The organism is Trichocoleus sp. FACHB-40 (assembly GCF_014695915.1).
GTDB lineage: Bacteria > Cyanobacteriota > Cyanobacteriia > Cyanobacteriales > FACHB-T130 > Funiculus > Funiculus sociatus.
Genome location: NZ_JACJPF010000103.1, coordinates 57,248 through 71,642 on the forward strand (window position 1 = coordinate 57,248; position 14,395 = coordinate 71,642).

Genomic DNA, 14,395 nt, shown 5'->3' on the forward strand with positions numbered 1-14,395 from the left:
GCCAGGTTCTAGTTAACCATTTGAATTTATTTCTTATACTCCCTCTTTGCTGGTTCCGAGGCTGATAGGGGGTGAGGTTCTGCAAAATTCAAGAATTGCCGAATAAATTTCATTGGGGCAATTTGCCGCCGCATCGTGTCCGCAATTTGGAATAATCTGGAATTTGGAACCGGGTAAATGGGCGTGTAGTTTCTCCCCATCTTGAAAAGGAAACCACTGATCTTGTGCGCCCCATAAAATGAGAGTGGGAGTTGCGATCGCGCTCAGTTTATCTTGTACATTACGAATCAGATTCGGTTGATTCTGTACCAAAAACTGAATTTCTCGCGCCGCGTGTTGTAAATCTTCGGCAGTTTTCGTCAAAGCATTCGGAAATTCAATGTACGGATAAGTAATCCAATACACTTCTTCTGCTGTTATCTGTGCTGGATCGAAAACAACTTCACGCCGCCCCACCGCCACAATTTGCCTCATCAACGGTGCAAGCAGTTTTGTTAACCGCATATCGTCCGCTATCCGCACTAAATCCAGGGGCAAATCTGCCAACAATTGCATACCCCAGAATGGCAATTTTTTTAGAAAAATTGGTACATTTATTACTACTAACTCAGAAAATAATTCTGGATTATTCTGAGCAGTAGCCAGTGTCACCAACGCTCCCAGTGATTGTGCAACCACTACAGCGGGTTGATCACACAAGCGTCTCATAATTCTTTCTAGTTCGACAGCTTGATGTCCCAATGTTTCTGGATGTAGTGGCTTTTCGGAAAACCCGTGTCCTTTGGCATCGAAACAAATGACGCGAAAATGTTGTGCCAGTGTGTCTACGAGGTAACGCCAATTATAGCTCCAACTGGCAACTCCATGCACCAAAAATAGCGGTTTGCCTGTGCCTTTCTCGCCATAAGCAATTTTTACAGGATGTCCGTTAGCGTCGGTAATTGTTACTGTTTGACGCCCTTGTGGAAATGTGGCTCGCCACCAGTCTTTCATATATTAAAAATTAGATATGTTTTCCTTAAAATTAAATCATGACAGAATTCCCATTTTTCCCTGGAAATTCAGTTTTTTCAACAACCTGGTCTAAATACGTCCTAAATTTAACAAAGTTTAATTTTTTATGGGTAATTTTTAAAAATTTATCACTTGCCACAATAGTCTTAGGATAACAATACTCAGAGCTGCGATCGCGATTACAAAAAGCATCAACCCGCCCAACAGCAGTATGATAAACCACCAATCTGCCCTTTGGCTCTGTCGAGGGGAATCTAGGTGAGCTTCCAGCAAAGCGATATTTTTGACATTGGCTTTCCAGGTAGCATCAAAAAAATCCCCCACAACTGGCACAGTGCCAGCTAATGTCTCTAAAACGATATTTAACACCATTCGCACCAAAGTTTCTCGCGGCAGTCCCAGCAGCGCTGCTTCTAGTACGATATAAGCTGAAAAGCCGCTTCCCAGAATATCTCCGCCTCCCGGTAGAAGTCCTAGTAGGGGATCTATGCCTATTCGATAGGATGTTCCCGGAATTGGAATCGCGTTATCCAAGATATAGCTTAAGCGGCGTACCCGCCTGAGTTTAGCAGCCTTGGCAATTTCTGATTTCGGGGAAGGTTTTGCAGGAGGTTGAGACATTACAACGAAGTAGTAGTCACTTAAGAGTTGTTAAGTTGTCAAGTTGTTAGAACTCAACAACCTTTCAATGTTCAAAGGTTTAAATGCCAACGGACACCTAGTTTAACACTGCAAACCTATCTCCTCTGGTGGTATTTCTTCTATCGTCGTCAGCGTTGAACTGGCTGCTTGTTCCATTTGAGATAACAGCTTTTGGGCTTCAATGTCTCCCTTTTGGGCTAAATTCTTGAGGTAGAATTTAATTTCTTCGGCTAGGGCGTTGGGAATATACATAACTATCCGTCCGTGTGCGGATGTGCGCTTCCTTTATGAATGATAGCTCGGTGCAGGCGCTCTCGTGAAGATGTTATTGACATCAGCGAATTTCTTTGATAGCAGCCCCCTAGAGGTTGAGATTGTTTAATGGAAGACAGTCTGCTGGGGAAAACTCGTTAGAATCAAGGGTAGAGGGGTTTAAAATTTGCATCCCTTTAATTTGCTTGAAATTGATTTTTGTTGAGTTTGTACCTAGTTTTATGGAATCAAGTGGCCAGTCCGCCAACTCTTCTGACCAACCTCCTCCTCAAAGGTGGGCAGAGTTTCTGGGAACTGCGATCGCGCTCATTACTCTGACTTTGCCTGTGTTTGCGATCGCCCACTACTCCCCTAGTCGGGTCGAAACCTTACAGCGGCCTACCCTATACTCATTACCCTTGCCAGAAGATTGATGGACTCCTCAACTACCTTCACCTAAACTGGTGTAGCTGCACTCAAGCGGGATCTGGACACTCAGCGATTATCTGCTGACCGTCTTCCCGTAGAATGCTACACGGGGGCTGTTTGCAAGGATGAGATTTAATCAAGTCTCAGCTTTTTTTCCTTAGAGCCTTACAAGCTACCCCAAACCAACGTGTCGCTTAGGAGTAAAGTTTTGGATTTATCACGCATTCCTGCACAACCCAAACCAGGTCTGATTAATGTACTGATTGAGATTACTGCTGGTAGCAAGAACAAATACGAATACGATAAGGACTTGGAAGCCTTTGCCTTAGACCGGGTGCTTTATTCTTCTGTGCAGTACCCCTACGACTACGGCTTTGTGCCAAATACCTTGGCTGATGATGGCGATCCCCTGGATGGCATGGTGATAATCGAAGAACCAACCTTTCCGGGGTGTGTAATTGCTGCGCGACCGATTGGAATGTTGGAGATGATAGACGGAGGCGATCGCGACGAAAAAATTCTCTGCGTTCCCGACAAAGACCCGCGCTACGCCCACGTAAAATCTCTCAAAGACATCGCCCCCCATCGGCTGGATGAAATCGCGGAATTTTTTAAGACCTACAAAAATTTAGAAAAGAAGGTCACGGAAATTCGCGGTTGGAAAGATGTCGAAGAGGTGATGCCGCTGGTGGAACAATGTGTTATAGCGGGTCGCAATAAGTAGCACTATCGGATAAAGCGGGAAAAAATTGTGAGCAGATGGTTTTTGAAGGTTAAAATCAACTGTAGCTCACAAAATTTTCCCTACTTACAAACATGGTGCTGATAGGGCCATAATGGGGAAGGTGCAGAGCCTGTAAAAGGAAGCATTTAGCACAAATGCACCTGCACTTTCAAAAGCATTGGTGGTAAGTACCCGTCTTCTATGCAGCGATCGCTCCTTCTATCGAAAATTCATAGATGCACCCTCACAGGTTCCCATCTGGACTATGTGGGTAGTATCAGCATTGATAAAGCTTTGTTGGATGCCGCTGGTATATTACCTTATGAGCAGGTGCAAGTTGTTAATATTGCTAATGGAGAGCGGTTCATTACCTATGCGATCACTGCACCAGAAAATTCTGGTGTGGTTGAACTAAATGGTGCAGCGGCACGTCTGGGAATAAAGGGCGATCGCTTAATAATTATGACTTACGCACAACTTAGCCCCGAAGAACTGAAAACTTATCATCCAACGGTTGTCCTCGTAGACGGGGAAAATCGCCTGGTGGAAGTCCGACGCTACGACGATCTGCAACTCTTGCAGCTAATGTGATCTAGCATATGTCTTCTTTAGAGCCAGCCGCAGCAAATCCCCAAATGTCTAACCAAGCACATCTTTCAAGTAACGCTGATACCAAGTTTGTTGTCCAGTTTTGGGGGGTGCGCGGCAAAATTGCCGCTACAGGAAAACAGACAATTCGCTACGGTGGTAATACCCCATGTCTAGAGATGCGGGTAGGCGACAAACGGTTAATTTTTGATGGTGGAACTGGCTTGCGAATTCTGGGTAACAATTTGTTGCGACAGATGCCAGTGGAAGCTTATATATTTTTTACTCAGACGGAAATCGCTCGTATTCAAGGAGTGCCTTTTTTCGTTCCCGCCTTTATTAAAGGTAATTGCTTTCACATTTACGGCGCAGCTGCATGTAACGGCGCATCTATTAAACAAAGTCTCAGCGACCAGATGACACCGCCAAATTTCCCTGTTCCAATTCAGGTGATGCAGTCTGACTTGAAATTTTACGATCTTACTCCCGGTGACACGGTGACACTAGGAGAAATTGAGATTGAAACCTGCTTAACAAAAGACTCCCTAAAGACAATTGGCTACCGAGTCACCTGGGATGGACACACTGCTGTCTATGTCACTTGTGCAGAACATAACTTGAAAGCCTCAGATAAAAATTTGCTGCACTTAGTCCGTCAAGCAGATTTGCTAATTTACGACAGCGCATCTAATTCGCAAGAAACCGGAGATTGCGGGTTGCATGGAAAGTCGGTGAAGTCTTGCGCTGATGAACTTGAGCCTTGGGATAACTGCTTTTGGCAAACCTGCGTTGAGACGGCTCATACTGCGGGTGTTAAACAGGTGGTAATGTCTTGTTACGAGCCTGACTACAACGATGATTTTCTCGACTTGATGGAACAGCAAATTCAGTCAGCTTTTCCCAATAGTTTACTGGCTCGTGAGGGAATGATTTTGTCGGTGTATTAGTTATATTCCACTACCTAAATCCGGTGGTAAAACGCGCGATCGCTATAGTTCTTTGGCGCGCAACCGTCGAAAATCGTTGTTACAGCAATATTTATATCGTTTTATTTCTACTTACTGTATCACCTCTAACAATATTTATTTTTAGAAAATTATAGGATGTCTGGCAAGTAAGTTTGCGGTCTTTTAATAACATCAACGTCTTTCCTGGCTCGCTTCTTTAGGAGTTAGGAGTAACTGATGCCTAAGGGTTGTTTAGTTAGCTTGAGCGGCTAACGTATTCAGCCTAATTCGGTATGCAAACTTGCTGTTTCTGTGTTCCTATCAAGACTGTACAGATATGCAATTTAAAACTAAACGGGCTGTTACTTATTTAGCAGTTCAAACTGCACTGATTGGGATTTTACCGACAGTAGCACAAGCATTTTCATTCACCCTACAAGAAGCCACAATTCCTGAAATTAATCAGGCTTTTGACTCTGGACGGCTCACCTCTGAGCAACTGGTTCAGCTTTATCTAAACCGGATTGAAGCCTACGATGTCAACGGGCCCAAACTAAACAGCTTCATCACCATCAATCCCGATGCGCTAAAGACAGCAGCAGCACTAGATTTAGAGCGGCAGACCACAGGAGCAAGAAGCCCACTACATGGAATTCCCGTCCTCCTCAAAGACAACATCGACACATTTGATCTGCCCACCACAGCAGGTTCTGTTGCTCTGGAGGGATCGATTCCACCAAACGACGCTTTCATCACTCAGCAACTTCGAGATGCAGGTGCAATCATTCTGGGAAAGGCAAGCTTGACAGAGTATGCCAATTTCCTGACTAACGGGATGCCTGCTGGTTACAGTTCGCTAAACGGCTACACGTTTAACCCGTATAACCCGGTTCCTCTCCCAGGCGGAGATGGCAGAGCTATCCTTTCTCCGGGTGGCTCTAGTGCGGGTTCAGCAGCAGCGGTGGCGGCTAACTTAGTGACAGTTGCGATAGGAACTGAAACTTCTGGTTCAATTCTCAGTCCCGGTAATCAAAACTCAGTTGTAGGCATTAAGCCTACGGTGGGACTGGTTAGCCGGGATGGGATTATTCCAATTGCTGCCAGCCAAGATACCGCAGGCCCCTTTGGGCGCACGGTGACAGACGCAGCCATCCTCTTAGGCGCACTTACAGGGGTAGACTCCAACGATCCGGCAACCCTCACCAGCGCAGGTAAGTTTTATAGCGACTATACCCCTTTTCTCAAGGCGGATGCACTCAAAGGGGCGAGGATTGGTGTTCCCAAAGACTTTTATTGGGATTCACTGTCTGATGAGGAGAAGACGATTGCCGAAGAAGCGATCGCCATCATGGAGAGCATGGGGGCTGAAATTATTGATGCTAGTATCTCCACAGCCAGAGAATTGTCTACCTTCAGCTCCTCGGTATTGACTTACGAGTTCAAGCGCGACCTCAACGCTTACCTTGCTAGTCTGGGGCCAGACGCTCCTGTGAAGACTCTGGCTGATGTAATTGCTTTTAATGAGGCAAATGCTGAGATTGCCTTGAAGTATGGGCAGACTCGTGCTTTGGCATCGGAAGCGATCGACCTGTCGCCAGCAAGCGACGATACAATCAAGTACCTCAGCGATCGCGCAACAGACCTGCGCCTTGCAAAAGAACAAGGGCTTGACTTCCTCATCGACACTTACGATCTAGATGCTGTTCTGTTTGCTGGAACCAGAGGCGCATCCATCGGAGCTAAGGCAGGATATCCCACCATTATCGTTCCGGCTGGATATCAAGCAAACTTGGCACCCTTCGGCATCAGCTTCTTAGGTAAGGCTTACACAGAGCCAACGCTGCTTGGGTTAGCTTATGCTTATGAGCAGGCATCGCTGGTTCGTCGTCCTCCTACCAGTACACCTCCACTGGCGGGCGAAACTATCCCCGAACCTGGAACCGTTGCGGCACTAGGATTATTTGCTCTAACTGGCATTGGCTTAAGGCTACAGCGACGTAAAGCCATGAGTAGCAGTTAATTTCCTGTGGGTGTCCTCACAAACTCTCATCAAGCCCTACGCTATGCCTTGTGTAACAATTTTCTGGGATTGCTGTAACTGATTCATCAGATGACGAGCGGGCTAACCCCCGCTCGTCAAGTCTCCAGTCCCGGATAGATATTTTTCAAACACGCTAAAAGAAGCAACAGCCTTGCTAATCTCCTGTAGTTTCTGAGCAACCTGACCGCTTTTTAACAAGTTTTCTGCTTCAGCTAAACCGGATGATAAATCTGTCACTACACCGCTATGCCACAGGTAAAATCCACCGTTCCAAATAGCAGCTTGGGTGAATTCGCCTGGTTTGCCTTGCAATACTAGCTGCATTTGTGGCACTAAAGCTTTTTCGTCTAGGGGTACTTCCTTGCCTTCAAAACCGTAGTCGCGGGGATGCAATATAATGCGTTCTAGATCCGAACCGGGTTGCCAGGTGCCAATGATGGGGGTGCGATCGCGTGGTAAATCGCAGCTACCCTCTAATCCCTTCACCGTCGTAAAATACTGCGGTTTGCCTCGGAACGCCGAAGCACCTTGAAACATTCCTTCTGTGGGAGGATGCACAAAGCCTGCTATAACGTGAGCAACTCCTGCGTAGGGACACCACATCAACTCCATCGTCGAAAAGGGAGGACGTTTGCCAATTTGGTAGCGGTAGGGAACCAAGGAAGCCGCGAGGGGAAAATGCGATGGCAAATAGATAAATCCTATTTTGGTCGTCTCGAAGACTTGCTGGGTTTGCGCTAAAGATAGCCCACTCCAATCAACGCCTAAACCCTGCCAAATCTCAACCAGCGGCAAGCCTTCTTTGGTGGGCATCCGGCCGCCGCCGTGCATCACCACTGGTTGCCCTGCGGTTGCCAGAATCAAAGCGGTTAATGGAGTCACAGGGGCGGTACGCGATCGCCCATCGTAGGGCGTTCCTAAAACTATAACTGGTCGCTGGGAGTCAATCGGTTGCAACTTTGGCCCCACTTGGTCGCAAGCATCCAGCATCCCGGCTAATTCTTCGCCTGTAGGACGCTTAATTCGGTGGGCGATCATAAACGCCCCAATCTGCGCTGGTGTTGCTTCCTGTAGCAGCATCATCCGCGTCGCTTCCGCCGCCTCAAAGCGAGTCATATTTTCCCCGGTGTGGGGGCCGCTACCAATTTTTCGCAGAATTTCCCTAAAGGCGTTACTCATAAAGAGTTTTGAGTTTTGATTTTATTAGTTGTCAGTTGTTTTTCTAATGACTAATGACTGAGGCTGGGGAACAGATTACGGCGTTGCTAATTGCTTGCTTAAATTGCAACGGAATTGATTCGCGCACCAGCTGGCAAAAACGCTGAATTGGGGGAATCAGCAAGCGATCACGTGTTGTCACCATCACCACTTGACGAGACAAGCCCATTTCTGTGAGAGAGTCAGCGACGCTATGGGATGCTGGGGTGGATTCAATGGTGCGGATAGCCAGCGTTGAATCGTGACGCGCATCCACCAAAGCCGACTGCGGCAAAAGAGCAATTAATTCTCCCTGACGCACAACGCCGCGAAAGGCATCAAGCGTATTTAACTCCATAACTGCCTGAAGATTAGCACCAAGGCGCAAAAATCGCTCTTGCACTAAGCGTTGCATCCCGTAGCCATCTTTAAACACAACTTGCGGGTATTTAACGAGTTCTGACCAAGGCACCTGTTCATACTCAGTCAACGGATGATTTGCCGCCATCAGGATTTCGATGGGTTCATTGTATAGGATGTCTACCACCATATCCGGACTAGCCGTTAAAAAGCGGTTATTCATCACAATTGCCACATCCACCAACCCGTCGCGGAGGACTTTTAAAGCGCGATCGCTTCCCAGTGAAGTCACTCGCAGCTGCACATCTGGATAATTTCGGCAAAATTGCTGCAACACTGGCGGTAAATAGTGGGCGCAAACTGAATGAATCGCCGCTACGCATAGTTCTGGCTGTTTTCCCGCCAACAAGTCTGCTAATTCCTGGGTGGCTTGTTGCCACTCCTGACAGATTTTGCCTGCTCTTGGCAAAAATCTTTCTCCCCCTAATGTTAGCTTTGCCTGAGCTGTGCGATGAAACAGTGGAACACCAAGTTCTGATTCTAGAGACTGGATTTGTCTGCTGATGGTGGACTGGGTGAATCCACATTTTCGTGCTGCTTGCTGAAAGCTGCCTGTTTGTGCAACTGCCAGAAATGCTTGCAACTGCTCTAGCCGCATGGGTGTAGCCTAAATTACATTTCCTTCTGAAATGAATTTAGCGGATTTGGCTACTGAGTTTGGTAAGGCTTGATACAGCAGTAATGGGGATTGGGGATTGGGGATTGGGGATTGGGGATTGGGGATTGGGGATTGGGGATTGGGGATTGGGGATTGGGAAGAATCTTACCTAGTCCCTAGTCCCTAGTCCCCATTCCCCAGCCCCCATTCTTCTAACGCTATCGCTACTCCTTGTTGTAACTCTGCTGTCAGCTTTTCGTCGGTAGCTAGTTGCTGTAATTTCTCATAAGCCGTGGGAAATTTTTTCAAAGCTGCTATGCAATGCAGTCTTATCCCTGCATCCGGATCTGCTAAAAGCTCAATTAGCGGCTTTATCGCTAATGGATCGCCAAGATGTCCCCATGTCATTGCCATAGCTTGCTTGACTTTGGGATTTTGAGCTGTTGGGCTTCCAATGTCAAGTGCGCTTTGGAGAATTTTAGCGGCTAATGGTACTAACTTTGGTTCCTCAACTCGCCCCAAAACCATGATAATTTCCTGCCATAGTTCAGGGGACTCAACAGAGAGGGCTTTTTGTAAATATTCTAAGGAGGTTGCTGTTTGAGGAAGCGATCGTACAATATCTACTTTTAAGCGGATCGGCGTATGGGGCGACAACAGTACCTCATACAAAGCGGCGGCGGCTTCCTCTGTACCCAGCCGTCCTAATGCGATCGCTGCCTGCTGGCACACTTCCAAATTAAAATCAAATAATAGCGATCGCACATGCGTAACCAGATCCAATTTTGGTAGCAAGTCAGGCCGCATTCCTAAGCCAATTACAGCTTCTTTTCTGACTTGTGCTGCGGTATCTTTCAGAGCTTTTATCAGTATCAGCGGCACCCGACTGTCGTGAAAGCTACCAAGTGCTTCAATAGCCGCAGCCCGGATCGTCGCTTCAGGATCTTCAACTACTTCCATCAACGGCGCAATGGTTTCGGAACGACGAATTTGGGCAAGACTACGCACTGCTAACAGCCGCGTGTTGGGATCTGCCAATAGCCCAGTTAAAGCCTCCACAGCAGGAGAACCGATATTCGCCAAAGCCGCCGCCGCCGCCACAGTAAGTTCTTCATCATCAGCCGTTTTCAAGCTTTCTACTAAGGCGGTGACAACGGCGGGATCGTCAAATTCTCCCAGGATTCGCCCAGCAAACCAACGCTCTTCTATTTCGGCATCTTCGTCTTCTAAGATGGAAATCAGAGGAGCGATCGCGCAGCTTCCAAATTTTGGAAGCACCTTCGCCACCTCCCACCGTTCCCGAAAATCACCAGAGTACAGTACCTCTAAAGCCAACGAAAGGATTTGCTCTAAACATTCATCTTCCAGATGAATACTCGCCTCACCTTTTCCCGCCGAGGTTTTCGTCACTGGTAGCTGCTGCAAGCACTCGGTTAGCAATGACCAGTTTTTTTGCTGTGCCGCAATAGTAGCCTGTTCTATAACATTTAATGTCATCATTACAAATCTATGTTATCCAGTTTACATTACAAGAAAAATTAACCCTTACCCAAAGACATCCCCAGCGGCCTTTTTCAATTTGAACAATATAAATGTTTATAAATCAACTCATCTAAACTGTAAAATGTAAAAAAAGCATTTTTTCAATGCGTTTGTTTCATTTTTTAACTTTTTTTTGTATCTTCATATACCAATAAACCGAAATCCTCACATATTTTATATCAAAAAGCGGATTGACTAAAGTAAACTATTTTACTAAAGGCAGTTTGTTTGAGTAATTTGTTTCTGCTATCTGTAATAAACATTAAAACAATTATCAAGTCGAACAAACTGATGTTAACAACTATGGAGCTGCGCTGGTTTTATCGCGGCACAATACCAGAAGAAATCAAACAGTGGTTCGGTGCAGATTCTCTCTTAGGTCATCTAGCACCACCAGAAGAACCGGAAGATTTATATTTATACGCGGCGGGGTGCGATTACCTGGGTATCAAATTTCGGCAGAATAAGCTAGAAGTCAAATGGCGACAACAAGAATTAGGCGTGCTGCGTGCAGAAAAAGTAGAGGGGAAAGCAGAGAAATGGGTAAAGTGGAGTTGTAAAGATCCTACACCAGAGAGCTTCTTAGTAGCATCTGTTGCAGAAAAAGGCGAGTGGGTGAGTGTAAAAAAGGTGCGATCGCAGCGTCTTTATGAAACCTGCGCTGTAGAAATTGCTCAGGTGAATATCAGAGATAATGATTGGTGGAGTTTAGGCTTTGAAACCTTGGGCGAAGATGAGCATCTGATGGGTAATCTGAAAGCTGTAGCCAGTCACGTATTCCAAAGTTATCACGGCTCCTTATTACAAGCTCAGGATTCTTTTGCCTATCCAAAGTTACTCGCGCTAGTTGTTGAGTAGATGTGGCGCGACTCAACGCAGAAAGGTTGCGGAGGCGTTAGGGGTGTCAGCCTGACGCTTCGCTTTAATCTTCTATTACATCTACCCAAAACCAAAGATAATTTTAATATTAGGAGCTGCTTGCCTGGTTAATTTGCGGGTTTCATTTTATTGAAAATCAGCTGAATAAAGTTTAAAAAGTTGCATGAGGTTCCTCATTTTATTGAAAATCAGCTGAATAAAGTTTAAAAAGTTGCCTGAAGTTCCTCACCCTAACTTAATGCTAAATTTACTGCAACTTATAAGCAGTTCTCAGGATTTGTCCTGCTAAGATAGCGGCACCAAAACCATTGTCTATATTCACCACACCCACACCAGCAGCACAAGAATTAAGCATTGTCAAGAGGGGGGCAAGACCGCCGAAACTTGCGCCATAGCCGACACTGGTGGGAACGGCAATTACCGGACAATCCGCCAAACCAGCAACAACGCTGGGTAAAGCGCCTTCCATCCCTGCCACGACAATCAGCACATCAGCCGACTCAAGGACGTGGCGGTTACTCAGCAGGCGATGAATGCCAGCAACGCCGACATCCCAGAGACGCTGTACTCGAAAGCCAGAGAGTTCGGCTGTCACCGCTGCTTCCTCGGCGACGGGTAAATCGGCTGTACCAGCAGAAAGAATGCCTATGGTACCGGGATACTGAGGTTCTATGGTAATAGGAGAGATAGCACAAATCCGGGCCGTGGGATAGTAGCGCAGACCAATAACTTTTTCTTGCAGCTGGTCTGAAACTGCGGGGTCAATGCGCGTCGCCATGACTACGGGGTTGCGATCGCGCATCACTTCCATAATCGCCGCAATTTGTTCCGGCGTTTTCCCCGGCCCCCAAATCGTCTCCGGGAAACCAGTTCTCAGACCTCGGTGATGGTCAACTTTAGCAAAATCGCCCACTGGTTCAAAGGCAAAGTGCTTGAGTTTTTCCAGGGCTACCTCTGGGTTTACTTCACCAGCGGCAACGGCGTTTAATAATGACTGTAAGGCTTCAGTTTGGGACACGGCTTATCCGATACAAGGATTTTAGGTTTTAGATTTTGGATTGGTCAGATAAAGCAGTTTACCCACCAATTGCTGATTTTGGTGGATAAACTACTTTAATCAGATACTTTCAATTCATAAATATTCCAGAAGGCACCGCCGAGGGAAGAGTATTTGATGCCAGAGACGCGATCGCGCACCGCCGACATTGACAGCGCATTCACTAGATAAATCATCGGTAAATATTCTTGCGTAATCCGCTGAGTTTCGGCATAAATTGCCTTACGCTTCGTTTCATCTAATTCCTGGCTTGCCTTAACGTAAAGATCCGCAATTTCCTGCTCCCAAGGATACACCTCCCGCCCTTCAATCGGCGTTTGCCCTACTTGAGGAGCCTGATTAAAGCTATGTAATCCCCCATCCGTAAACCAGACATTAGCACCATTATGAGGTTCAACGCCGCCCGTAAAGCCCAAGAGATAACATTCCCAATCCAGAGTATTAGTAAGTTTATCTACCAGCGTGTTAAAAGCCATCGGGTTAAAATCAACCTGGATACCAATTTGGCTCAAATTTTGTTTAATTGTAGCTCCTATTGACACGCGGGTTTGATTTTCAGCATTCGTAATCAGAGTAAAGCGGACGGGGTTGCCTTCTGCATCTAGCAGTGCGCCTTTTTCATTATATTTAAATCCCGCCCCTAACAGTAATTCTTTTGATTTTTCTGGATTATATTCGTATACTTTTAGACCTTCTTTTGGAGAAATGTAGTAGGGACTTTGCACAGAAATAGGTGAATTTTGCAATTCACCCAAGCCGCGCAAGGTGTTGTTAATCATAGTTTGTCGGTCAATGGCATAAGCAACAGCTTGTCTAAATGCCACATTATTAAACCACCGAGACTTGATGGGATCAATTAGTGGGCGACTATTACGCCGTCCTTTGTTAAGGTTAAAGGCAATAAAATTTGTACCCGGTCTTCCCTCTCCGGTGTAAATTTTAAACTTTCCCCGCTTTTCTTCTCGCTTCAGTAGGGGAAAATCTTCCGGTCGCATCCGTCCCCAACCGTCAGTAGTATCTAAATCTTTAGAGCGAAATTGGAGTAGCTGAGTATCCATATTTTCCGTAATTTGCCAAATTACGCGCTCAATGTAAGGTAAGCGATCGCCTTGAGCATCCCGCCGCCAGTAATAAGGATTACGCCGAAAAACAACCCGTTCGCTGGTGGTGTAGCTTTCTATTTTGTAAGGGCCATTAACAATAATTTCATCTGGTTTTGCATCAACTCCCCAAATAGACATTAATTTGGGTTTTCCTTCGGAGTTCTTTGACTTTACAGCGTCTTGAAGGGCGTGTTTTGGCAAAATAATAATAGCATCATTTTGTGTACCTGTGGTAGTTCGCAAAAAAGGCGCAAAAGGTTCTGGTAAAACAAACTCTACTCGCCGCTCATCTACCTTTCGGACTTTCGGAAAAGCACCAGAAGTTCCAATCTTGAGGCTATCTCTAGCATCGGTGGGAATTTCTTTATTAAAAACTACATCTTCATAAGTGAAAACAACATCATCCGCTGTCAGGGGTTCACCATCCGACCATTTCAAGTTTTCTCGCAGGGTGAAAACCACTCGTTTTTTATCTTTAGAAATTTCCCAAGATTCGGCTAACGCTGGTTCAATTTCACCAGTAACCCTGTTTTCAAATGTTAACCCCTCATAAGTAAAGAGAAAAACATGAGGAAACTCTTGGTTAAGCACCCAATTAAAGGTTTTGGGATCTGCCAAAGTCACTGTCACCAGCTGGGATAAATTCTCAGACTCCTGACTTTTGAATGATTGCGGACTACAGCCAAGTAAGGCAAAAGTAACACAGATAATAAATGATAAAACCCAGCCTTGGCGAAAATAATTCGCGGCTAGATTTTCTTTTTTCGTTATCAGGCTCAGCTTGGTAACGATGCTTCGGAGGCTCTGTCTGATGAAAAAGGATGTAAAATTTGAGAAAATTGCTAAATTTTTGCCATGTAAATATTTCCTTAGAGGAATCGTGAGGCTCTGCCTCATATTCTCGCTACCAGACTCAGCCTGGTAGCGAGATTTACGAAGTTTGTTGATCAAACTTTTCATCC

At 45.9% G+C, this 14,395-nt stretch carries 14 protein-coding genes; 6 read left to right on the forward strand and 8 right to left on the reverse strand.

The genetic code is table 11. The features are described 5' to 3' along the window. Positions 1 to 33 precede the first annotated feature (33 nt). From H6F63_RS24930 to H6F63_RS24940, 3 genes are all read right to left on the reverse strand, one after another. On the reverse strand, positions 34 to 993 hold the full coding sequence (locus H6F63_RS24930; RefSeq protein ID WP_190640020.1) for an alpha/beta hydrolase: 960 nt from the start codon (positions 991 to 993) through the stop codon (positions 34 to 36). Between the two features lie 138 nt (positions 994 to 1,131). Further along, on the reverse strand, positions 1,132 to 1,635 hold the full coding sequence (locus H6F63_RS24935) for a DUF4112 domain-containing protein (RefSeq protein ID WP_190640021.1): 504 nt from the start codon (positions 1,633 to 1,635) through the stop codon (positions 1,132 to 1,134). A 102-nt stretch (positions 1,636 to 1,737) separates the two neighbouring features. Further along, the gene (locus H6F63_RS24940; protein WP_190640022.1) at positions 1,738 to 1,908 is read right to left on the reverse strand and encodes a hypothetical protein; all 171 of its coding nucleotides are present in this window, start codon (positions 1,906 to 1,908) and stop codon (positions 1,738 to 1,740) included. 242 nt (positions 1,909 to 2,150) lie between these two features. On the opposite strand from H6F63_RS24940, the gene H6F63_RS24945 reads away from it, so the two are divergent. The 5 genes from H6F63_RS24945 to H6F63_RS24965 all read left to right on the forward strand — a co-directional run bounded on the left by H6F63_RS24945 (position 2,151) and on the right by H6F63_RS24965 (position 6,616). Further along, the gene (locus H6F63_RS24945; RefSeq protein ID WP_190418344.1) at positions 2,151 to 2,342 is read left to right on the forward strand and encodes a hypothetical protein; all 192 of its coding nucleotides are present in this window, start codon (positions 2,151 to 2,153) and stop codon (positions 2,340 to 2,342) included. Positions 2,343 to 2,545: 203 nt separating this feature from the next. Next, entirely contained in the window at positions 2,546 to 3,061 is a 516-nt protein-coding gene (locus H6F63_RS24950) for an inorganic diphosphatase (RefSeq protein WP_190640023.1), read from the forward strand. Positions 3,062 to 3,262: 201 nt separating this feature from the next. Further along, entirely contained in the window at positions 3,263 to 3,652 is a 390-nt protein-coding gene (gene panD, locus H6F63_RS24955) for an aspartate 1-decarboxylase (RefSeq protein ID WP_190640024.1), read from the forward strand. Positions 3,653 to 3,696: 44 nt separating this feature from the next. Beyond that, positions 3,697 to 4,596: an MBL fold metallo-hydrolase gene (locus H6F63_RS24960; RefSeq protein ID WP_199298266.1), complete on the forward strand. Its 900-nt coding sequence runs from the start codon at positions 3,697 to 3,699 to the stop codon at positions 4,594 to 4,596. Positions 4,597 to 4,933: 337 nt separating this feature from the next. Further along, positions 4,934 to 6,616, forward strand: coding sequence for an amidase family protein (locus H6F63_RS24965; protein WP_190640026.1), 1,683 nt, complete (start codon positions 4,934 to 4,936; stop codon positions 6,614 to 6,616). A 102-nt stretch (positions 6,617 to 6,718) separates the two neighbouring features. Here the strand turns inward: H6F63_RS24965 and H6F63_RS24970 are convergent, their stop codons facing one another. From H6F63_RS24970 to H6F63_RS24980, 3 genes are all read right to left on the reverse strand, one after another. Then, the gene (locus H6F63_RS24970) at positions 6,719 to 7,816 is read right to left on the reverse strand and encodes an anthranilate phosphoribosyltransferase family protein (RefSeq protein ID WP_190640027.1); all 1,098 of its coding nucleotides are present in this window, start codon (positions 7,814 to 7,816) and stop codon (positions 6,719 to 6,721) included. Between the two features lie 43 nt (positions 7,817 to 7,859). Continuing rightward, positions 7,860 to 8,852, reverse strand: a complete 993-nt coding sequence (locus H6F63_RS24975) for a LysR family transcriptional regulator (RefSeq protein ID WP_190640028.1) — start codon at positions 8,850 to 8,852, stop codon at positions 7,860 to 7,862. Positions 8,853 to 9,035: 183 nt separating this feature from the next. Then, positions 9,036 to 10,352, reverse strand: coding sequence for a HEAT repeat domain-containing protein (locus H6F63_RS24980; protein ID WP_199298267.1), 1,317 nt, complete (start codon positions 10,350 to 10,352; stop codon positions 9,036 to 9,038). 333 nt (positions 10,353 to 10,685) lie between these two features. Here H6F63_RS24980 and H6F63_RS24985 point away from each other — a divergent pair, with 333 nt between their 5' ends. Further along, positions 10,686 to 11,252 (forward strand): hypothetical protein, encoded by a 567-nt coding sequence (locus H6F63_RS24985; protein WP_190640029.1) that lies wholly within the window; start codon positions 10,686 to 10,688, stop codon positions 11,250 to 11,252. 268 nt (positions 11,253 to 11,520) lie between these two features. Here H6F63_RS24985 and larB read toward each other — a convergent pair whose 3' ends face one another. Together larB and H6F63_RS24995 are read right to left on the reverse strand one after the other, a co-directional pair. Then, the gene (gene larB, locus H6F63_RS24990) at positions 11,521 to 12,291 is read right to left on the reverse strand and encodes a nickel pincer cofactor biosynthesis protein LarB (protein ID WP_190640030.1); all 771 of its coding nucleotides are present in this window, start codon (positions 12,289 to 12,291) and stop codon (positions 11,521 to 11,523) included. A gap of 95 nt (positions 12,292 to 12,386) precedes the next feature. Further along, positions 12,387 to 14,393 carry an ABC transporter substrate-binding protein gene (locus H6F63_RS24995; RefSeq protein WP_242020098.1) on the reverse strand — a complete coding sequence of 669 codons (2,007 nt, stop codon included), beginning with the start codon at positions 14,391 to 14,393 and terminating at the stop codon, positions 12,387 to 12,389. Between the last annotated feature and the right edge of the window lie 2 nt (positions 14,394 to 14,395).

Excerpts from the sequence above, each read along its gene's own strand:
- H6F63_RS24930 (WP_190640020.1), bottom strand. The coding sequence starts at position 993 with ATGAAAGACTGGTGGCGAGCCACATTTCCACAAGGGCGTCAAACAGTA.
- H6F63_RS24935 (WP_190640021.1), bottom strand. The coding sequence starts at position 1,635 with ATGTCTCAACCTCCTGCAAAACCTTCCCCGAAATCAGAAATTGCCAAG.
- H6F63_RS24940 (WP_190640022.1), bottom strand. The coding sequence starts at position 1,908 with ATGTATATTCCCAACGCCCTAGCCGAAGAAATTAAATTCTACCTCAAG.
- H6F63_RS24945 (WP_190418344.1), top strand. The coding sequence starts at position 2,151 with ATGGAATCAAGTGGCCAGTCCGCCAACTCTTCTGACCAACCTCCTCCT.
- panD (WP_190640024.1), top strand. The coding sequence starts at position 3,263 with ATGCAGCGATCGCTCCTTCTATCGAAAATTCATAGATGCACCCTCACA.
- H6F63_RS24960 (WP_199298266.1), top strand. The coding sequence starts at position 3,697 with ATGTCTAACCAAGCACATCTTTCAAGTAACGCTGATACCAAGTTTGTT.
- H6F63_RS24965 (WP_190640026.1), top strand. The coding sequence starts at position 4,934 with ATGCAATTTAAAACTAAACGGGCTGTTACTTATTTAGCAGTTCAAACT.
- H6F63_RS24970 (WP_190640027.1), bottom strand. The coding sequence starts at position 7,816 with ATGAGTAACGCCTTTAGGGAAATTCTGCGAAAAATTGGTAGCGGCCCC.
- H6F63_RS24975 (WP_190640028.1), bottom strand. The coding sequence starts at position 8,852 with ATGCGGCTAGAGCAGTTGCAAGCATTTCTGGCAGTTGCACAAACAGGC.
- H6F63_RS24980 (WP_199298267.1), bottom strand. The coding sequence starts at position 10,352 with ATGATGACATTAAATGTTATAGAACAGGCTACTATTGCGGCACAGCAA.
- H6F63_RS24985 (WP_190640029.1), top strand. The coding sequence starts at position 10,686 with ATGTTAACAACTATGGAGCTGCGCTGGTTTTATCGCGGCACAATACCA.
- H6F63_RS24995 (WP_242020098.1), bottom strand. The coding sequence starts at position 14,393 with ATGAAAAGTTTGATCAACAAACTTCGTAAATCTCGCTACCAGGCTGAG.